The following is a 19,944-nucleotide window of genomic DNA, read 5'->3' as shown; positions in this document are numbered from 1 at the left end:
GCATGGCCGGGCGGACGCATCCCGGATCCATGCGATACGGCCTGACTTTCCTCGCCCTGAGCGCCTCGATCGCCTCGCTCGGCGTCATCGCCGGCGGGGCGGCGCTCGTCCTTCTCTGGCCAGCGCTGAGCTTCGGCCTCGTCGGCGCCGCGTACCTCGCGCGCCGGCCCGCGATGCTGGGCAAGCGGCCTGACGGCACGCAGGCCGCGTGGGCGCTCGTCCTGCTCGGTCCGTACTTCCTCCTGAGCTGGGCGATCTGGCGCGCGGAGCGGGCGAGCGGGTGGGCGGACTGCGCCAACGAGGTGGCGCCCGGGCTCTGGGTCGGGCGGCGCCCCCTCGCTCACGAGCTGCCGGCGGGCGTGCGGGTGGTCGTGGATCTGACGGCCGAGTTTCCGGCGGCCGCCGCGGTGCGCCGCCATCCCGGCTACCTCTGCGTGCCGACGCTCGACGGCACGGGCCCCGAGGTGGAGCGGCTCCGGGAGCTCCTCGAGCGGCTGCGCGGCGTGGACGGCGTGTACTTGCACTGCGCCTCCGGCCGCGGCCGATCGGCCACCCTCGCGACCGCGCTGCTGCTCGAGCGCGAGCTGGCGGACGACGTCGACGCGATGGAGGCCCGGCTCCGGCTGCGCCGGCCCGGGATCCGGCTGAACGCCGCGCAGCGGGAGCTCCTGCGCCGGGCGCGCTCGCGTCTCGGCGCCTGAGGACGGATCGAGCGTCGAGACGGCTGACGAGCCGCTCTCACCGGGGCTCGCAGCGGCCACGGAGCGTCGGCTCGCGGGGCCGGTGACGGGGTTCGGCTGCCACGCGGCGTGGGCGCGCGGCGACACGCGGCGACGTGCGGCGACGTCCGACTCCCTCGCGGCGCGGGCTTTTCTGGCTGCGCTCCGCGGCACGCGGCATGCTCCTGCGGTCCGCATGCCGTGCACCCGACCTGCTGCGTCGATCGTGTCGCTGATGCTGATCTCCGGCTGTGCCGCCGGGCCCCGGCCCGCGCCGCCCGCCGCCACCAGCGTCCAGATCGCGCCCGCCCCGCGCTCGCCCGAGCCCGACGCGGCGGGGGACGACGCTTCCGGCGGGGTGGTCCTCGTCTGGGGCAGCACGGGCGATGAGCCGCCGAGGACATGGCATGTCGCCGCGGGCGGCGCGGTGGTCCGCGAGGAGCCCGGGATCGTCGTGGCGACCCGGCGCGGGGAGTGGCGCTGGGAGGCGCGCGAGAAGCAGGTGGAGACCACGGCCTGCGAGCTCTGGGACGGGGAGACGCGCGGGCCGGGCGAGGGCACGGCGACCGACGCGGAGCTCGTGCGGCGCGGGGACGGCGCGCGCCAGGCGGTGATCACGCCGCCGGACCAGGACGAGGGCAACGTGTTCCAGCACCGGGCCGCGGTGCTCGGGAGCGTGGGACCGTACCTGTTCATCGAGGAGCGGACGTACATGGACATGTGCGGCGCGCACGGCTCCGAGACCGCGGCGTTCAAGGCGTGGGACGCCGAGCGCGGCGCGGTCGTCGACCTGCTCGCCGAGGCGCCCGGGGTGCCGGCGCTGCAGCGCGCCGGCGAGGCGCTCCTCGACGAGCTCGAGGACGACCCGGAGGCGGCGCGGAAGTCGCAGGACGCCCCGGAGCTCGTGAAGCTCGCGCCGACCTACGACGCCCGCGGCGCGCTCCGGCTCACCGCGCAGCTCGCGCGCTTCGCCTGCTATGCCTGCAGCGACGGCGCGTGGACCTCTTACTCGCGCTCGGCCGTGACGCCGGTCGTGCGGAGCCCGGCTCGCCTCGCGGCGTGGGCGTCACCGCCGCCTGGCGTGCAGGAGTTCCTGGAGCGGACTCCGGGCGTCACGCTCGGCGGCTGGTCACGCGCCGGGCAGCAGGACGAGTGAGCCGGCCGGGGCAGCCGCGCTGTCGCTCGCGGCGCGGTGGCTCTTGAGGGTGATGGCGCTGGCGGCCTGCCGGCTGTCCCGGGTCATCAACGAGAAGACGAGATCCTTCCAGGGGAGATAGCGCAGCATCCTGAGGTTCGCGTTGCGCGACCAGACCTCCCAGCGGGTCTCGGGCGCGAAGCCCTTGGCGATGCCGAGGGTGTCGGTGCTCGCGCGCCGGGCCGCGTCGTCGAGCCCCATCCGCGCGATCACCTCGAGCGCGGGGCCGCGGACGTCGAGCGCTGCTGCGGGCAAGGCGCGCGGAGCGCGGCGCGCGTGTCGGGCCGGGCTCGCGGAGCGCGCGTGGGGCGGCCGGGAACGGCTATCCTGCCCGGGTGCCGAAGATCCTGGTCATCGACGATCAGCCCGCTGTCTGCGTCGCGCTGACGACGCTCTTCGAGCTGCACGGGCTGGAGGTCCGCGTCGCGGCGACGCCGGACGAGGCGATCGCCGCGATCCTCGGCGACGAGCTCGGGGCCGTGGTCCAGGACATGAACTTCCGGCAGAGCGCGACGTCGGGCGAGGAGGGGATGGATCTGCTCCGCCGGATCAAGGCGATCGACCCCGAGCTGCCCGTCGTCGCCATGACCGCGTTCACGTCGATCGCGGGCGCTGTCGAGCTGATCAAGGCGGGGGCGAGCGACTACGTGCCGAAGCCGTGGGACGACCAGAAGCTCGTCGCCGTCGTGAGCAACCTCGCCCGGCTGCGGTCGCTCGAGCAGGAGAACGCGCGCCTCGTGGCCCAGCGCGGGCGCGCGCGGCACAAGCTCGCCGAGCGCTACGACCTCGCCGGGCTCGTGTACGCGAGCGACGCGATGCACGAGGTCGTGAGCCTCGCGGTCAAGGTCGCGCCCGCGGACGTGCCGGTCCTCATCACCGGGCCGAACGGGACCGGCAAGGAGCTCCTCGCGAGCATCGTCCAGGCGAACTCGCGCCGGCGCGACAGGCCGTTCGTCAAGGTGAACGCCGGCGCGCTCCCCGACGAGCTCGTCGAGGCGGAGCTGTTCGGCGCCGAGGCGGGCGCCTTCACCGGCGCGACGCGCCTCCGGATCGGCAGGTTCGAGGAGGCCGACGGCGGCACCCTGTTCCTCGACGAGATCGGCACCCTGTCGCTGAACGGCCAGAAGAAGCTGCTGCGCGTCCTCCAGACGGGCGAGTACCAGCGCCTCGGGAGCAGCGTCACCCGACGAGCCGACGTGCGCGCGCTGAGCGCGACGAACCGGGATCTCCCGCGCGCCATCGCCGAGGGGTCCTTCCGCGAGGATCTCTACTTCAGGCTCAACGTGATCGAGCTCGCGTTGCCCGCGCTGCGCGACCGCCCGGAGGACATCGTGCCGATCGCGCTCCACCTGCTCGAGCGGCGTCTCGCGGGCGCCGCGGCGGCTGGCGAGCGGGTGGCGCTCGGCGAGCGCGCGCGCCACGCGCTCGCCGAGCACGACTGGCCGGGCAACGTCCGCGAGCTCGAGAACCGCCTCACGCGCGCGGTGCTCGTGCGCAAGGGCGCGGCGATCGAGCCGTCCGACCTCGGGCTCGACGCGGCCTCGCGCGCCCCGCCGGCGCCGGCCGCCGCGTTCCCGGTCGCCTCCGCCGAGCGCGCCGCGTCCGCCGCTGCGTCCGTCGAGCGCGCCGCGTCCGCCGAGCGCGCCGAGATCGAGCGGGCGCTGGTCGAGGCGCGGGGCGTCGTGGCCAAGGCCGCGGCGTCGCTCGGACTGAGCCGGCAAGGGCTCTACCGGCGCATGGACCGGCTCGGGATCCAGATCGAGCGCAAGCTCAGGTAGCGCGGTCGTCCGGCGGCGCAGGCGGCAGACGGCACTCCACCTCGAGCCCGCCGCCCTCGCGGCGCCGCAGCGCGAGCGCGCCGCCGTGCGCGGTGGCGATCTCGCGGCAGAGCGCGAGGCCGATCCCGCGGCCCTGCTGCTTCGTCGAGTAGAAGGGCAGGAGCGCCTTCCCGAGCGCCTCGTCCGGGAGCCCGCAGCCGCGGTCCGCCACGGTGATCGCGAGCTCGCCGGTCGGGAGGCGCCGCACCGCGATCTCGATCTCGTCCGCCGGGCTTCCGGCCTCGGCGGCGTTCTTGAGCACGTTCAGGAGCAGCTGCTGGAGCTGCGCGGGATCGAAGAACCCGGGCTCGGGCGGCGCCTCGCGGAGCGCGAAGGGCGCGAGCCCGCTCAGCCGCTCGAGGAACGGGCGCCACGCGACGCGCTCGGGCGCGGGCGGCGGGAGGCGCGCGAGCTCGGCGTACGCGGCGAGGAAGCGGACGAGGTGCGCGCTCCGCTCCTCGATGGTGTCGAAGACGACGCCGAGCCGCTCCCGATGCCCCGGGCGATCGAGCAGGAGGCGGCCCGAGTGGATCAGCGACGAGATGGGCGCGAGCGAGTTGTTGAGCTCGTGGCTGATCAGCCGGATCGCGTTCCGGTAGAGCTCCGCTTCCTTGCGCGAGATCTCGCGGGTGAGCGACCGGATCGAGACAAGGACGTGCGCCTGGGTGTTCAGGCGGAACGAGCGGCGGGCGACGTACAGCGTCTCGAGCTCGCCCCGGCGCTCGACCGACACGAGCGCGTCCCGGCCCGAGGCGATCGCGGCGCGGAGCTCCGCGGGCTCGCCGGCGAGCAGCGCGTCCAGCGTGCGCTGGCCGAGCCCCTCGCCCGCCGCGAAGAAGGCGCGCGCGGCGCCGTTGCCGTAGATGATCCGGCCTGCCTCCGTGTGGAGCACCATCGCGACGGGGGTGGCGTCGAGCGCCGTCTCGAGCAGGAGCTCCTTCTGGTAGAGGTCGTCGCGCTGCGCGCGCAGCGCGTCGCCGAGGCGGTTGTGGCGCTCGACGAGGTCTCCCAGCTCGTCCCGGCGCTCCTGCCGGACGCGCAGCGTGTAGTCGGCCTCGGCGAAGCTCGCGAGGCCGTCGGTGACCGCGCGCAGCAGGCCGAGCGCGCGCCCGAGCAGGAGGCGAGAGGCGAGCGCGCCGGCGACCAGGGCGAGCCCGAGCCCGGCCGCGGCGGACGCGGGCAGCGACGCCTGGGCTCGCGCGGCGGCGAGGCTCCCGGCGCACGCGGCGGCCGAGCTCAGGGCCACCACGAGGGCGTGCCGGACGCGGAGCGGCACGCGGAACGGTGGCACGCGAGACGGTGCGGAGAGCGGCGTCATGAGCGCGAGGCCTCGGCAGGAGAGACGGCGCTCGCGCGGAGCGCGGGCACGAGCGCCGCCGCCATGCCGGCGAGCCAGACGGCCGCGGCGACGAGGCCGAGCCTGAGCGGATCGACGGGCAGATCGAGCCCGGGGGCGACGGCGCGCGCCGCGGCCCGGAGCGCCGCGAGGGCGACGGCGCCGGCCGCGAGGCCGGCCGTCGTGAGCACCGCGTTCTCGACGAGCACCAGGCGCGCGACGTCGGCGCGGGTCGCGCCGAGGGCGCGGCGGATGCCGAGGGCCTGGCGGCGCTCGGAGACGAGCAGCGAGGCCATCCCGACGCGCCCCAGGAAGACCACGACGAGCGTCATCCCGATCAGCGTGAGGGCGAGGCCGCCCGCGCCGCGGCTCGTGCCTGTGTCGAGCTCGGCGCCCTCGTCGAGCTTGCGGACCATCACGAGGCGGCGCGCGTCGGCGCGCTCGAGGGCCTCTCGCACCCGCGCGATGGCGCCCTCGTCGGCGGCCCCGTCGCCGCCCTCCCCGCCGGTCGGGCCGAGCCGGATCAGGTAGCGCAGCGTGCGGCCGAGCGGCGGCTCGTCGGCCGCGAAGAGGACGCTCTCGGCGTCGGGATCGGGCCCGAGGGAGGCGCGGAACGACGGCACGACGCCGACGATGGCGAGCGGCTTCCGTCGGGCGCTCCGGCGAACGACCTGCCCGACCGCGCGGCCGCCCGGGAAGAGGCGCGCCGCGAGCGCCTGCGTGACGACGGCGGGCGTCGCCGCCGTGGCCGCGGCGTCCCCGGGCACGAGCAGGCGCCCGTCGAGCGGGGCGAGGCCGAGGACGGCGGCGGCACCGCCGCGGTCGTCGAGCATCCACGCGAGCGCGCGCGGGGGGGGCGGGTCGAGCGGGTCGTGCGGATCGTCTGCCGACGTCGCCTCGACGACCTCCCGGTGCGTGAGGTTGTACGGCGACGACGTCGCCTCGGCGGCGCCGCGGATGCCGGCGGCGCGCGAGAGGGCCTCGGTGTCGCGGCGGACCGCGGCCTCGCGCTCGTCGCGGGAGGCGAAGCTCGGGCCGTCGCGCTCGGTCACCGCGAGCAGCAGCGACCGCGTGTCGATGCCGCGCGGCGCGGACGCGGCGCGGGCGTAGTGGAGGGCGAGCCCCGAGGCCTGCACGGCCAGGGCGAAGCCGAAGGCGGTCTCGAGCACCACCAGGAGCGCGGGCATCTTCTGGCGGGCGAGCGCCCGGACGACGGGGCCGATCACGAGCGCCCGAGCCCCTCGGCGGGGGATCGCCGCGCCGCGCGCAGGGCCGGGTACGCCCCGGCGCAGAGCCCCGCGACGAGCGCGGCCGCGAGCGCCGCGGCGGAGGAGCGCGCGTCCAGGTGGTAGTCGACCGGCCGATCGTGGATGACGCGGTTGACGACCGCGAGCGCCGCCGCGGCCACGCCGAGGGCGAGCACGGCGCTGCCCGCGGCCGCGAGCGCCGCCTCGAGCAGGAGCTCGAGGAAGACGCCGCGGGAGCTCGCGCCGAACGCGCGGTAGACGGCGATCTCGGCCCGCTTCGACCGGAACTTCCCCTCGAGCAGCCGCGCGACGTTGAGCGTGCACGCCCCGAGGAGCACGTCGGCGAGCAGGGCGAAGAGCATCGTGCCGGCGTCGTCGGCGCGGCGCGCGTGCATGCGCTCGCGTGGCACGAGCTCGGCCCCGAGGACGCGCCGGCCGCGCGCGCGCTCGCTCGCGGCGTGGGCGTCGAGCTCGGCCTGGAACGCGGCCCGGCGGGGCTCGTCGCGGAGCTCGACAAGGAGCGCCAGCCAGCCGTTGTCGGAGGCCGCGAACGCGTCGAAGCTGCCGCCCGGATCCTCGCGCTCGTGGAACAGCAGCGGACGGACGCCGAGCGCGATGCCGACGGCGCTCGGCGCGAAGACCAGGGCCTGGCGCGGGGTGCGCGCGCCGGGGGCGGCCGGCACCGCGACGACGCCAGCGACCCGGAAGGGCTCCCCGAAGAGGCGCAGCGTGCGCCCGAGGGCGCTCGACCCCGGGAACAGCGCGCGCTCGGCCGCCTCGGAGAGCACGACCGGGCGCTCCTCGCCGGTGCCCTCCGCCTGCGACCAGATCGCCCCGCTCCGGACCGGGACGCCCATGATCCCGAAGAGGTCACGCATGCAAAAAATTACCTGAACTGGAACGAGCGAACGGCCGTCGGCGCTCCCGGCGGCCATGGCCGCGTACTGGTCGCTCTTGCGCGTGGGGTGGATGCTCTCGAGGAGGACGCGATCGCGGAGGCTCGGGGGATCGATCGCCGCCGGCTCGATGAAGGCGCCCCCCTCCCGCGGGATGGAGACGAAGTAGACCCCGCGCACGGACGCGAACGGGTCGGACCTGCGCTCGTGGAGGACCGCGCGCGCCGCCGTCCACGCCGCGAGGCCGAGCGTGAACGAGAGCAGCAGGATGGCGGTATGACCCGGCTGCCGGCCGAGGCTCCTGAGGGCCAGCCGGAGCGCGTGGCTGAGCGTCATGTGCGGCCCTCCGCCGTCGCGTCCGTCTCCGCGGGGACCGCGGGCGCAGCGGGGGATGCGGACGCAGCGGGTGCGGCAGATGCCGCAGATGCCGCGGGGGCCCACGGATCGATGAGCTTGCCGTCGAGCACGTGCACCTTGCGGCGCGCCCGCGCCGCCAGCTCGGGGTCGTGCGTCGTCATGACGATCGTCGTGCCGCCGGCGTGGATGCGCTCGAGCAGGTCCAGGATCTGCCGCGCCGAGCGGGAGTCGAGGTTGCCTGTGGGCTCGTCGGCCAGGAGGAGCGAGGGCTCGCCGACCAGCGCGCGGGCGATCGCGACGCGCTGCTGCTGGCCTCCCGAGAGCTCGCTCGGGCGGTGGTGGAGCCGCCCGCTCAGGCCCACGTCCGCGAGCGCGCGCTCGACGCGCTCGCGCCGCGCGCGCGCACCCATGCGGCGGACGCGAAGCGGCACCTCCACGTTGTCGAACACGTCGAGGTCGGCGATGAGCTGGAAGCTCTGGAACACGAAGCCGATCTTCCGGTTCCGGATCGCGCTCGCGCGCGTGTCCGAGAGCCCCTGCATCGGCTCGCCTTCGAGCAGATACTCGCCCCCGTCGAGCGGATCGAGCAGCCCGGCGACGTTGAGGAACGTCGTCTTTCCGGATCCGGAAGGGCCCATCACGCTGAGGAACTCGCCGCGCGCGACGTGCAGCGTGAACCCGGAGAGCGCGTGGGTCTCGAACAGGCCGCGCCGGTAGACCTTCGTGACGTTCGTCATCCGTATCATCGCTGCCTCGGCCGCGCTCCGGGAGCGCCCGCCCTCCTCGCCGGGGTTAGCAAGCGCCGCACCGGCGCCGGATCGGCGCCCGGGCGCCGGCGCCGCCGGCGAGCCAGGGCCGCACCGGCGCGGCGTTGCCGGCGAGCCAGGGCCGCACCGGCGCGGCGCCGCCGCGTGGAGGCCGGAGAACGACACATGTCCGCCCTCGGCGCGGACACCTGTCCGGACGCGGACAGCCGGCGGCGCGCGCGGCCCGGCAGCGAGGGCCGATCGGCGCGGGCACGCCGCCTGCTTTGCCGCCGCGCATGCGTTCTCTCATCCTCTCTCTGCCGCTCGCCGCGGCGCTCGTCTCCGGCTGTTCTCCCGAGGCGACGTCGAGCGCGAGCGCCCCGACATTCCACAAGGACATCGAGCCGCTGCTCCAGAAGAGCTGCCTGAGCTGCCACGCTGAAGGCGGCGCAGCGCCGGTGAGCCTGTCGTCGTACGCCAGCGCAAAGGCGCTCGCGCCGCTCATCGCCGAGGAGACCGCGGCGCGGCGGATGCCGCCGTGGGGAGCCCTTCCAACAGACGAGTGCGCGCCGCCCCGTCCATTCCGAGGGGACATGCACCTCTCCCTCGACGAGATCGCCATGCTCCGCGCCTGGAGCGACGCCGGCGCGCCGGAGGGGGATCCCGCGGACGCCCCGGCCCCCTACGCGCCTGTCGCTCAGGGCCTGTCGCGAACGGACCTGGAGCTCGTGCCCAGGATGCCGTACGCCGCGGCGGAGGGGCCCGATCAGTTTCGATGCTTCGTGCTCGACCCTGCGCTCGCGGAGGAGGCGTGGGTCCAGGGCTATGACGTGCTGCCGGGGAATCACGAGGTGGTGCACCACGCGCTGCTCTACATCGACGCTCGCCGCGAGAGCGAGGCGCTCGGCGGCGAGGGCGGCAGCTACGAGTGCTTCGGCGGCGTGCACCTCTCCGAGACCACGCTGCTCGGCGGGTGGGCGCCCGGCACGGAGGCGTTCGAGCTGCCCTCCGATATCGGGATCTCGCTGCCCGCGAACGCGCTGATCGTGATGCAGGTGCACTACCACCCGAAGCCCGGCAAACCGTCCTCGCCCGACGCGACGAGGGTCGCGCTGCGTCTCAACGAGGCCAGGCCGCCCCGCGCGCTCCGGAACCTGCTCCTCGGCAACGCGGAGGAGCCGCTCTCGAGCCGGGGGGCGCTCCTGCCCGGTCCGGGCGACCGAGGGAGCGTCGAGTTCAGGATCCCGGCCGACGCCAGAGGGCACGTGGAGCGGATGCAGTTCACCATCGACCTCCCGATCCCGGAGGTATCGATCTACGGCGCCGGTGTCCACATGCACCGGGCCGGCGTCGACATGAAGGTCGAGCAGATCCACGCGGATCCGGGGCGGGCGGGGGCCGAGAGCACCTGTCTGGTCCAGACGCCCGCGTGGGATTTCAACTGGCAGAGGGTCTACAGCTACGACGCGCCGATCGACGAGCTGCCCGCGTTGCGCTCGGGCGACAGGATCGATCTGCGCTGCACCTACGACAACACGAAGGACAACCCGGCGCTCGCCGCGCAGCTCGTCGAGGAGCACCTGCCCGCGCCGCGGGACATCGTCCTCGGCGAGTCGACGCTCGACGAGATGTGCATTGCATTCCTGCCCATCGTCCACCCGAACTTCTGAGGAGACGCCGATGCGACCGAACACTCTCCATGCATGCCTCGGCGCGCTCGTGCTCGCCGCCTGCTCTTCTCCTGGCGCTTCGCCCGACGACACGCCGCCCGGGCAGGGGGCTCCGTCGCAGGATCTCTGTCCGCGAGGGTTCGCCGATTGCGACGGGATCAGCGAGAATGGCTGCGAGGCCGCCCTCGAGACGAGCGTCGGGAACTGCGGGGCGTGCGGCGTGCGGTGCGCGGACCCCGCCGGGGACGGCGCCGCGGCGCTCTGCGCGGCGGGCGCGTGCGCCATCGCCTGCGACCCCGGGCGGGCCGACTGCGATGGCGACGCGGGCAACGGGTGCGAGGCTCGGCTCCTCGAGGACGAGGGGCATTGCGGAGCCTGCGGCGTGACGTGCTCCGATGCTTGCGATCGCGGCACGTGCGACGCCACCGTGCTTGCCGGGGAGCTGCCGCTGCCGACGTTCCTCAGGATGGACGAGTCCGGGCTCTACTGGTCGAACCAGGGCTCGGGCGACGCGCCGGATGGCAGCGTCATGCGGCTCGACGCCGGGGGCGGGACGCCGGTGGTGCTCGCGGAGGAGCAGTCGCAGCCGGGGCCGCTCGTGCTCGACGAGGCGACGGTGTATTTCGCGCATCGGGCCGGCATCGCGGCCGTTCCGAAGGCCGGCGGCGAGGTGACCGCGCTCGCGTCGGAGGTCCATAACGTCACGGCGATGGCGGTCGATGGCGGCACGCTCTACTGGGTCGAGGCGGGGACGCCCCCTGCGTTCGAGGACGGCGGGCTGTTCGCGCTGTCGCTGGGCGCCGCGCCGGAGAGGGTGTTGCTCGCGACCATCGCGGGCCTCCCCAGCGGGGTCGCGCTCGACGCCGACCACGTGTACGTGACCGCCGCGGGCGCCGGGGCGGCGGACGGGGCGATCTACCGGGTCAGGCGCGATGCCGCGCCGCCGAGCGAGGCGGAGAGGCTGTACGACAAGCTGGAGCGGCCGCAGGGCCTGAAGGCTCACGGCGGCGCGTTCTGGCTGGTGGTCAGGAAGGCGATTGCCACCTTCGCGCCCGGGAAGGCTCTGGAGCGGGTGGTTCTGGATCTGCCGCAGGAGCCGGCGGAGCTCGCGTTCGACGACGCGCGGGTCTTCTGGACGACGGCGCGGGAAACGGACGGCCAGGTGCAGAGCGCGCGCTTCGACGGGAGCGACCTCGCGACGCGCGCGCGTAACCTGGACTATCCGTGGGGGATCGCTGTGGACGGGAGGAATGTCTACTGGATCAGCGTGTGGGCCGGCGGGCCGAAGACAGGGGCGTTGCACCGCGCGCCGAAGTGAGGAGCGGACCTGACCCAGCGTGCACCGCGCGCCGAAGTGAGGCCAGCGGACCTGACCCAGGTCAGCGGACAGAGCGGACCTGACCCAGGTTGGGCGGATCCGACCCAGGTTGGCAATCCGACCCAGGTCGGGGCGGAATCCGCCGGACCCGACCCAGGTAGCGGACCTGACCCAGGTTGGGCGGATCCGACCCAGGTTGGCAATCCGACCCAGGTTGGGGCGGGGGCAGGCGGACACGACCCAGGTTGGCAATCCGACCCAGGTTGGGGCGGACCCAATCCGACCCAGGTTGGCAATCCGACCCAGGTTGGCAATCCGACCCAGGTTGCGGACCCGGCGGACCCGGCGGGGCGGCGGCCCACTCAGGTTGCGGTGCCACTGGCGGTGCCACTAGGTTGCGGCAATCCAGCAACCCAACCCAGCGCAGATTCGCAGCCCCCCGCAGGTTCCGGTAGCGTCGCGCGCGACGGCTCCGGGTGGCGGAAATTGACGGAAACCGGCGGCCGCCACCCCCACAGCGGGACAAGTCCTTGAGATCATTCACGCCGGCTCATGGCGCAGCGCTTGTCTGCGTGCTCCGGCCATGAGTCAGCCTCGCGAGATCAATCCAGGCGCCACGTACCTGATCACCCGTCGCGTTCTGCGCCGGCACTTCCTCTTTCGCCCCGACAGGGCCATCAACCAGTTTTTGGTCTACGCCCTCGCTGTCTCAGCACGCCGCTACGGCGTTGAGGTTCATGCCCTTTGCGCCATGTCGACGCATCTGCACCTCGTCGTGACCGATGTGCAGGGCGTCCTGCCGCGCTTCTTGCAGTTCTTCCACCGCGTCGTCGCGCTTGGGACGAAGGTGCTGCGAAAGTGGGAAGGGCCGGTATGGGATCATGAGGCCACGAGCGTGGTACGGCTGCTGACGCGCGCGGCCGTGGTGGAAAAGATCGCCTATGTCCTTGCGAACCCCGTGGCCGCCGGCCTCGTCCCATATGCGAGGGAATGGCCAGGCGCCAAGGTGGATGTGGGTGAGATCGGCCGTGGCATGCTGCATGCTTCTCGCCCCTCGGCTTATCTCGATCCGGAAAATCCACAGTGGCCCGAGGAAGTTGCGCTGCCACTCGCGCTGCCGCCCACAGTCGAGCACGACACCGCGGAGGGGTTTCGCTGTGAGGTTGCGGCAGAGCTGGAGCGACAGGAAGCGGAGGCCCATGCGGAGGTGACGCGGCGAGGGCTCCACTTCATGGGTGCCGAGCGAGCGTGTGAGGTCTCCCCTTACGAGCGTGTCACGAGCTTCGAGGCGTTGCGCGGTCGGAATCCGACATTTGCTGTTGGTCGCGAGCAAGGTGGCGCGTGGAAAACCGCCGCTGGTGCAGTGCGTGCGTTTCGGGCGTCGTATCGCGCTGCGCTCGAAAGCTGGCGTGCGGGTGTACGCAATGCCGTGTTCCCGGCCGGCACATGGTGGATGCGCATGTTTCACGGTGTCAGCGTGAACGACGTGGTGCTCGTGGTGTAGGACCATCTGCGGATTCTCGACAGCAGGTCGAGCAAGGGCGGACGGCGCTACAGCGGGACAAGTAAGGGCGGGTGACGGCTTCGACTCGCCGTCATGGGGAACGCTCGTCCTGCGAATGCGGAGCAGGTGGCGAATGCCTCGCGCAGCATACCGCGCGTGGACACGCATGCGTCTTGCTGCGCTGAGCGCGCTCGAAGCGGTGCGAGAGGTAGTCCACCGGCGGCTCTGCGTAACCGACGGAACCTTCCTTATGGTAGACGAGCCCAGATTCATAATTCTGAGAGCTCAACCCGGGTCGGGTCAGGTAACCCGGGTCGGGTCAGGTCAGGTAGAACTCAACCTGGGTTCGGTCGCATGCATGAACCTGGGTTCGGTCGCATGAACCTGGGTCGGGTCGTGGCCGTCAGAGCAGCTCATCCAGGTCGTCCATCGCCTGCGAGAGGTCCTCGCTCATCTCCTTCAGCTTCTCGCGGTCCTTCTCCAGGAGCACCGCCTGCGCCGCGCGGGCCTTGTCCCCGAGCTTCCGCGCCGCGAGCACGTTCTCGAGCAGATACCGCCGCTCGGTCGCGCCGAGCCCCGCGAACGCGCGCCGGAGGATCGGCAGCGTGTCCTTGAAGCGCTCCGGCGCGATTCCCCCGAGGAACTCATCGAGCGCCTCGACCACGGGGCGGCTCTTCACCAGCACCAGCGCGTTCACCTCGAGGAAGCCGGCCAGGAACGCCGCCGCCGCCTCGGGCTCCGCCGCGCCCCCGAGCCGCAGGCCCACGATACGCGTCACCTCGGCGTCGTCGATCGCCTGCGCCAGGTAGAGCAGCCCGCACGCGAGGCCGGACGCGGTTGGGTTCACCACCTCGCTGTCCACGAGCCCCCGCGCCGCGTCGAGCCACGCCCCGCGGTCGACGATCGGCTGTGACAGCGCCACGTCGTGCAGCGTGCGCAGCGCCTCCTTGGCCGCGGCGACCGCCTCATCGTTGCCCGTGCAGCCCCCGTGGACGCGCAGGACCGCGCGCGCGAACGTCTTCTCCAGCATTGGCGCGATCACGGCGTCGCCGAGGGACGTCAGCGACCGCGACGACCCGAACGACGCGAGCCCCGCGAAGGCGCGGCAAGCGCGGGCGAGCGACGGCAGGTCGCTGTCTCCCGCGGCGAACTGGTCGCACGCGCGCAGCGCCGCGGCTGCGGCGCGGGCGCTCGACGCGAGCACGCCGTTCAGCAGCACGTCGGCGGCTTCGCCCGTCGTGTGGCACGCCGCGAGGTCCTCCTCGAGCAGCCGCGTCGCCACCTCCTCCAGCGTATCGCCGAGGACGATCTTCTCGACCAACGCAACGTCGGTCGCCGGCGTCCACTGCGCCTCCCACGTCTCGCTGAGCTGCCCGAGCAGCTCGTCCGGCGGCACCTCCTGTGGCGCCTGCCCGCGCCGCCGCGTTGCGCCTCCCGTCCGCCGTGTGCCGGCGTACGCCGCGTAGGGAATCTTCGCGATGCGGAGCCGGTGCAGGAGCACGCTCGTCCCGACCTCAACCTGGTTCGTCAGCGAGAGCCGGAACGACTCGGGCGCATCCGTGGCGGGGAGCCTGCGCTCGCGCACCTCCCGCCAGAATTCCTCCTGGAGCGAATTCTTCCCGATACGGCTCCCGACGCGACCGACGTTGCGCCCGATGACTGCCGGCCAGAGAAATCCGTCAACGTGGGTCGCGTCGCCGCGGCACATGGTCGCGATGGTCGCCTCGCGCACCTCGTCGAGGCCGGGCTCCGCCTTGCCGCGGAGTTCGGCGAGCGCGACCGCGAGGCGGAAGGCCTCGATGGTATCGGCGAGCGAGGCCATGAAGCCGCGCAGGCGGAGGTGCTCGGTGAAGTCGATCAGCACCTCGAGCGTGGCGCGCCGGAAGTCGCCGCCCGCGTCGTGCGCGCGCTGGTAGTACTGCGGCGCCCGGTTGCCAGCGCCGTAGCCGAGCTGCTCGCTGAGCCGCGGGAAGCTGAACGGGATCAGCGTCACCGCGCACGGCACCGGCGCTGGCAGCCGCGCCTCCAGCGCGGGGTCGACGTCGCGCGCCGCGAACGCCGCCGCGTGCGCCGCGCCGAGCACGGCCGCGACCTCGTGCGGGGCGAGGTCCGTCCCCATGCGCTCGAGGATGCACCGCGCCATGTACGCGTCGCGCGCCCGGTGGACCAGCCGGTCGCCGTCGCTGCGCGCGAGGTCTGCGTAGGCGAGCAGCGCCTCGCGGAACGACCTTGGATCGTACCGGGGCGCCTCGAACGAGGCCTCCCAGAACTCCTCGAACGACCGGAACCCCCGGGCCCGCGCGCACGCCTCGTAGATGCTCTCGTGTTCGCCCCCCGCGCTCGCCGGCCCGTCGCCTTCGTCGCCCTCGCCGTCCGCCTCTCCCTCGCGCCCCGCCTCTCCCTCGCGCCCCGCCTCTCCCTCGTGCCCCCCTGGGTCCTCGACGTCGTCGTGGCCGACGGTGGCGCCTTCGAACGGCGCGAGCGTCATGCCGACGGGCACGTCGATGAGCTCCACGCGCGCGCCGTTCTCGAAGGCCCATTTCACCGCCACGTACTCGGGCGAGTAGGCCGCGAAAGGCCACAGCGACGACGCGGGTGTCCCGTCGGTCCGGTAGCCGAGGATCGCGACCGGCGGGACCGTCTTCGGGTCGACGAGCGCCTCGAGGAGCGCCGTCGCGTCGCTCGGGCCCTCGACGAAGACCGCCTTCGGGCGCACCTCGTCGAGGTAAGCGCGCAGCGTCGCGCTGGAGCGCGGCGAGTGGTGGCGCACCGGGAAGAGGTGGACGGAGGCGAGCCGGTCGAGATCCATCGGGGCTCCCTCAGGGCGCGAGGCGCTTCTTCGAGGCGGCGTAGAACTCCTTCCAGAGCCCGGCGCGCCCCTTGACCACGGTCTCGCAGTACTCGCGGACCGCCTTGAGGTCGTCGCCGCCTTCCTTGCTCACGGCGCCGAGGAGCGACCGGGTGAGGTCGTCGGCCGTGACCTTCCCGGTGCCGAAGTGCTGCGCGAGGATCCCGCTGTTGAAGAGCACGCTGATCGCCTCCGCGGTCGACAGGACCGAGCCGGGGGTCTTCACCTTGGTCTTGCCGTCCTTGGTGACCCCGGCGCGGAGCTCCTGGAACAGCGTGACGAGCAGCTTGGCGAGCTCGGCCGGCGGCTCGACGCCGACCTGGTAATCGCCGCGCAGCTCCGCCTCGCGCTTCTGCACGATGCGGATCTCCTGCTCGAGGTCGTCGACGACCGGGACGGTGATGAAGTTGAAGCGGCGCTTGAGCGCGGCGCTCATCTCGTTGACGCCGCGGTCGCGCGTGTTGGCGGTGGCGATGAGGTTGAACCCGCGCTGCGCCGAGACCACCTCGTCGAGCTCCGGGACGGCGATCTGCTTCTCCGACAGGATGGAGATGAGCGCGTCCTGGATCTCCGACGAGGTGCGGGTGATCTCCTCGAACCGCGCGAACCGCCCGTCGCGCATGGCGCGGAGGATGGGCGAGGGCACGAGCGCCTTCTGCGACGGCCCCTCGGCGAGGAGCAGGGCGTAGTTCCAGCCGTATTTGACGTGCTCCTCGCTGGTGCCCGCGGTCCCCTGGACGACGAGGGCGCTCGTCCCGCTGATCGCCGCGGACAGGTGCTCGGAGAGCCAGCTCTTCGCGGTGCCGGGCTCGCCGACGAGCATGAGCGCGCGGTCGGAGGCGAGCGTCGCGAGGGCGACCTGCACGAGGGAGCGATCGCCGATGTACTTGGGGGTGATCGCCACGCCGCCGACGGGCTTGTCGCTGCCGAGGATGTAGGTCTCCACGGCCCTCGGCGAGAGGCGCCACCCGGGCGGCTTCGCTGCCGTGTCCTCGGCGGCGAGGGCCGCGAGCTCGTTTTCGTACTTGGTCTCGGCGGGCTGGCGGAGGTCGCTCATGGGGCGGGGAGAGGCTACCCCAGAACGGGGCGGGGAGAGCAACGACACGAGCGGAGGCGATCTCCCGGAGGGGCCGGCTGTCCCGGCGGGCCTCAGCGGGGCAGGAGGGGCTCTCGACGACTCCGACCCAGCCGACCGTGCCCCGACGCGGGGACCGCACCTCGTCCGCGCGGAGCCCGATCGTCCGGCCCGCGCGCCGCGCCCGGTGCTTCGCGCGAGCTCCCGCCGGGGCGCGCTCCGTCTCCACCGGAGGCGCGCCTCGCTGGCGCACCCGCAATCTCACAACCGTGCATGCCTGGCTCCGGGCTTGCAATGAGCTGGTCGCAGCTCGGGGTCTGGGAGGGATTGGCCCGGTGCAGGAGGACGAGGTCATGAGCCGAACTGCTGGGATGCTGGTCGCGGTCGTGGGGGCTACGTCGATAGCCTGCGTCAGCGAGATGGATGATGCTGCAAAAAATAGAACGCTGGAAATGGGCAGGTCGTGTCGGGCTTCGCCTGCCGTGGCAAGTACTGCGACGACGTCTCTCTCCAGTGTTCGCGCAGGGAAGGTCGGACGCACACCCACTGCGACTGGACTTCTCGCATCCGCGGCGGCAGCGGTGAGATCTTCTTCCCAGAGGGCTACTTCGCCGCGGGCGCCCGGTGCTTCGGCGGTCTCTGCGAACCGAGCGCGAACGCCTCAGCTACAGGACAGGGCTCGGCCGAGCAGGATCGCGGCGATACACAGGCTGTCGCGCGGTGGTCAGAGCACGTCCCGGAGGCCGCGACGAGGCCTCTATCGCTCTGCCAGTATGTGCCAAGCTGAGTCGACCGAAGGGGGCTGGGTCTGGCTGAGCTCCGTGCCCTGTTCCCCGCTGGCGCATCGTGGACAGCGCCAGATCGAGGGTGGCGGCGTCATCGCAATCCCATGGGGCAGATGAGCACGCAGCTTGCAACGACCGCGCTCGCGGACGGAGCCGCACTCACGGACGGCTCCCCCCACCCACTGGAAAGGGAAAGAGGATGATCATGAAAGCACATCGACTCGCCTGGGTCGCGCTCCTGCTGGTCGCCGCGCAGGTCCCGTTCGTCACCGCCTGCTCGGGCGCGGTCGACGGTTCGGGCGATCCCGAGCCGGATACCGGGACCGACCCCTCCGGCGAAGGCGGCGGCGGCGGCGCGAGCGCGCCCGAGACAGCGCCCGACCTGTTCGCGTGCGGCCTTGAGTTGAGCTGTGACAAGATCTCGCGGCACCTCGCCGCGGAACCACGAGAGGCGCTCGAGTGCGCGGCCAGGCTCCTGCTCTCGGGCGGCGGGGGCGTCCTCTCGGCGCTCGATACCCCCGGACCGTTCATCGACGAGACAGAGTCGCTCATCGTGGTGCTGGGCGACGGCACCGCGCTCGTGCAGACCCGCGAGAGGCACTGCGGAGCCCCCGACGAGCCGCCCTGCCAGGACGACACGTGGGAGGCGCCGTCTCTGCATCAGATCTGCGATGTCGAGATACCTGCGTCCATGGAAGAAGCGTGCGAGGAAGACTCCGAGGAGGGGTGTGTCTGGGTGCCGTGGTCAGGGCTGAGCAACTGCCAGGCCGTGGACGACGCCACCTGCGACGACATCGCTGACCGGCTCGCACCGAGGTGATCGCCTGCCTCGTCCGGCTCCGGTGAGCCAGACACCTGGCTCCCGTGGCGCTCAGGCGAGCGGCGGATTCATGTGCTCAGGCGGCCTCCTGCCGCGCCCTCATCGCGGCGAGCGGCGGTATCCCGAACCGCGCGCGCACCTCGCCGAGCGGCAGGTGCACGACGTCCCAGAAGTCCCAGCGATCGCTCAGATCGACCTTGCAGGCCGCGCCGCGCGCCACCGCGCGCAGCACCTTGCGCGCCTCGAAGAGGCCCACCTGCGGCGCGGCGATCGGCGTGATCTGGATCCCGAGGTGGAAGTGCAGGATCACGAAGAGCAGGAAGGCGAACCCGTCGCGCCGGATGAACCCGGCCTGGAAGGAGCCGGCCTGGATCTCGCCCGCCGGGTCCGTGTCGTACTCCGCGAGCACGTGGCCGAGGTCGTGGAACACAGCGCGCTCCGCGATCGCGTCCCTGCTCTCCCCGGGGAACAGGAAGCCACGCGCCGTGCAGTGCTCCCAGAACACCCGGCCGAGCGTGCCCTCGGGCAAGAGCCCGAGCTGCTTGAAGCGGAAGGCCCGCGCGCGATCCTCGACGCCCGCGCCGAACAGCGGCCCGATGAGCTTGCGCAGCCCGGCGAGGCCCTCGTCTCTCATCACCTCGCCGGCGAGCACGCCCACGAGCCGGCGCCGCACCGCGGCCTGGGCGAGCCGCCGGTGGCCGCGCGCGACGAGGCGGAGCACGCCCACGCCCTGCTCGCGCACGCCGAGCGCCCGGGCGAGCGCCTCCGCCGCGTCCACCTCGGCCGCCGTCACCTCGCCGTCCGCCATCGCGACAACGAGCGCGAGCTGCACGAGCCGCTTGCGCCGGCGCGGATCCGGGATCGCGCGGGCCGCCGCCTCGGGCGCGACGCGCGGCAGCCCGTCGACGTCAACCTCGGCCCCGTGCAGGGCCGCGAGCTCCTCGAGGACGGCGCGCTGCTCCGGGTCGAGGCGCGCGAGCGCGCCGTCGGCCAGGGCCACCTCCCGCAGCGCGCCGAGCGCGATCGGGAGCTCGTGAGACGAGAACACGACGATATCCATGTTGACCTCCTCCTTACACAAGGGGTTTCACGCAAGACATCCGAGGGTGAGGCTCACTCTCCCCGGAACGCGCGGACCGCCGAAAGGACCGCCGCCGGGACGTCCGCCGGCAGCGATCTGGCCGTCTCCATGATCACCCGCACCCGCTCCACGCTCGCCTGGTCGACGAAGCGGCGGCCGAGGGCCGTGAGCGCGAGCGTCTTCGCGCGGCGGTCCTCGGGATCCTCCTCCCGCGCCAGGAGCCCCCGCTGCACCAGGCCATCGGCGAGCCGGCTCCCGGCCGAGGCCGAGAGCCCGAGCGACGTGGCGAGGGCAGTGACGCGCATCGGGCCCTCCTGATCGACGAGGTGCAGCGCGGCGATCTGCGCCACGCTGAAGTCCTCCTCGTGCAGCGTGCGCGCGAGCCCGGCGATGATGCGCGAGAACATCATCCGCGTGAACTGCTCGAACATCGAGCCCAGGACCTTTTGCTTGGTCACAACATTATTGATTACGCATCAGTTGCGTATGTGCAAGTAAATTTCGGCACGATCGCGGGCGCGCTCCGGCGC

Annotated in this window: 16 protein-coding genes; 7 read left to right on the top strand and 9 right to left on the bottom strand. The window is 73.1% G+C overall.

Annotation, left to right across the window (positions count from 1 at the left end; translation table 11 throughout):
- Nucleotides 1-29: 29 nt before the first annotated feature.
- Complete coding sequence (locus WME89_RS46470; protein WP_438005975.1) at nucleotides 30-701, top strand: hypothetical protein; 672 nt, start codon at nucleotides 30-32, stop codon at nucleotides 699-701.
- A 214-nt stretch (nucleotides 702-915) separates the two neighbouring features.
- Complete coding sequence (locus WME89_RS46465; protein WP_438005974.1) at nucleotides 916-1,875, top strand: hypothetical protein; 960 nt, start codon at nucleotides 916-918, stop codon at nucleotides 1,873-1,875.
- On the opposite strand, the gene WME89_RS46460 is transcribed toward WME89_RS46465, so the two are convergent.
- A complete protein-coding gene (locus WME89_RS46460) occupies nucleotides 1,849-2,169 on the bottom strand; it encodes a hypothetical protein (RefSeq protein ID WP_438005973.1) in 321 nt (106 codons plus the stop codon). The genes WME89_RS46465 and WME89_RS46460 overlap by 27 nt on opposite strands.
- A gap of 80 nt (nucleotides 2,170-2,249) precedes the next feature.
- Between WME89_RS46460 and WME89_RS46455 the strand changes: the two genes are divergently transcribed.
- Complete coding sequence (locus WME89_RS46455) at nucleotides 2,250-3,692, top strand: sigma-54-dependent transcriptional regulator (protein WP_438005972.1); 1,443 nt, start codon at nucleotides 2,250-2,252, stop codon at nucleotides 3,690-3,692.
- Here the strand turns inward: WME89_RS46455 and WME89_RS46450 are convergent.
- The 4 genes from WME89_RS46450 to WME89_RS46435 are packed head-to-tail and all read right to left on the bottom strand — an operon-like array spanning nucleotide 3,685 to nucleotide 8,313.
- Nucleotides 3,685-5,049, bottom strand: coding sequence for a sensor histidine kinase (locus WME89_RS46450; RefSeq protein WP_438005971.1), 1,365 nt, complete (start codon nucleotides 5,047-5,049; stop codon nucleotides 3,685-3,687). The genes WME89_RS46455 and WME89_RS46450 overlap by 8 nt on opposite strands.
- Nucleotides 5,046-6,293, bottom strand: coding sequence for an FtsX-like permease family protein (locus tag WME89_RS46445; RefSeq protein ID WP_438005970.1), 1,248 nt, complete (start codon nucleotides 6,291-6,293; stop codon nucleotides 5,046-5,048). The genes WME89_RS46450 and WME89_RS46445 overlap by 4 nt, the downstream gene beginning before the upstream one ends.
- A complete protein-coding gene (locus tag WME89_RS46440; protein WP_438005969.1) occupies nucleotides 6,290-7,546 on the bottom strand; it encodes an ABC transporter permease in 1,257 nt (418 codons plus the stop codon). Before WME89_RS46440 ends, WME89_RS46445 begins: the two co-directional genes overlap by 4 nt.
- A complete protein-coding gene (locus WME89_RS46435) occupies nucleotides 7,543-8,313 on the bottom strand; it encodes an ABC transporter ATP-binding protein (RefSeq protein ID WP_438005968.1) in 771 nt (256 codons plus the stop codon). Before WME89_RS46435 ends, WME89_RS46440 begins: the two co-directional genes overlap by 4 nt.
- A gap of 296 nt (nucleotides 8,314-8,609) precedes the next feature.
- Here WME89_RS46435 and WME89_RS46430 point away from each other — a divergent pair, with 296 nt between their 5' ends.
- The 3 genes from WME89_RS46430 to WME89_RS46420 all read left to right on the top strand — a co-directional run bounded on the left by WME89_RS46430 (nucleotide 8,610) and on the right by WME89_RS46420 (nucleotide 12,805).
- Entirely contained in the window at nucleotides 8,610-9,983 is a 1,374-nt protein-coding gene (locus tag WME89_RS46430) for a hypothetical protein (RefSeq protein WP_438005967.1), read from the top strand.
- A 10-nt stretch (nucleotides 9,984-9,993) separates the two neighbouring features.
- Nucleotides 9,994-11,301: a hypothetical protein gene (locus tag WME89_RS46425; RefSeq protein ID WP_438005966.1), complete on the top strand. Its 1,308-nt coding sequence runs from the start codon at nucleotides 9,994-9,996 to the stop codon at nucleotides 11,299-11,301.
- 583 nt (nucleotides 11,302-11,884) lie between these two features.
- The gene (locus WME89_RS46420; protein WP_438005965.1) at nucleotides 11,885-12,805 is read left to right on the top strand and encodes a transposase; all 921 of its coding nucleotides are present in this window, start codon (nucleotides 11,885-11,887) and stop codon (nucleotides 12,803-12,805) included.
- A 403-nt stretch (nucleotides 12,806-13,208) separates the two neighbouring features.
- On the opposite strand, the gene WME89_RS46415 is transcribed toward WME89_RS46420, so the two are convergent.
- Entirely contained in the window at nucleotides 13,209-15,614 is a 2,406-nt protein-coding gene (locus WME89_RS46415; RefSeq protein WP_438005964.1) for a DUF5682 family protein, read from the bottom strand.
- 10 nt (nucleotides 15,615-15,624) lie between these two features.
- Nucleotides 15,625-16,710, bottom strand: coding sequence for an ATP-binding protein (locus WME89_RS46410; protein ID WP_438005963.1), 1,086 nt, complete (start codon nucleotides 16,708-16,710; stop codon nucleotides 15,625-15,627).
- Between the two features lie 1,008 nt (nucleotides 16,711-17,718).
- Here WME89_RS46410 and WME89_RS46405 point away from each other — a divergent pair.
- Entirely contained in the window at nucleotides 17,719-18,333 is a 615-nt protein-coding gene (locus tag WME89_RS46405) for a hypothetical protein (protein ID WP_438005962.1), read from the top strand.
- Nucleotides 18,334-18,409: 76 nt separating this feature from the next.
- Here the strand turns inward: WME89_RS46405 and WME89_RS46400 are convergent, their stop codons facing one another.
- Both WME89_RS46400 and WME89_RS46395 read right to left on the bottom strand, forming a co-directional pair.
- Nucleotides 18,410-19,393, bottom strand: a complete 984-nt coding sequence (locus WME89_RS46400) for a hypothetical protein (protein WP_438005961.1) — start codon at nucleotides 19,391-19,393, stop codon at nucleotides 18,410-18,412.
- 53 nt (nucleotides 19,394-19,446) lie between these two features.
- Entirely contained in the window at nucleotides 19,447-19,872 is a 426-nt protein-coding gene (locus WME89_RS46395) for a MarR family winged helix-turn-helix transcriptional regulator (protein ID WP_438005960.1), read from the bottom strand.
- Nucleotides 19,873-19,944 lie beyond the last annotated feature (72 nt).

The organism is Sorangium sp. So ce321 (assembly GCF_051530195.1).
GTDB lineage: Bacteria > Myxococcota_A > Polyangia > Polyangiales > Polyangiaceae > Sorangium.
Note: the sequence above shows the minus strand (reverse complement) of the source record. Positions and strands in the feature narration are given on the sequence as shown.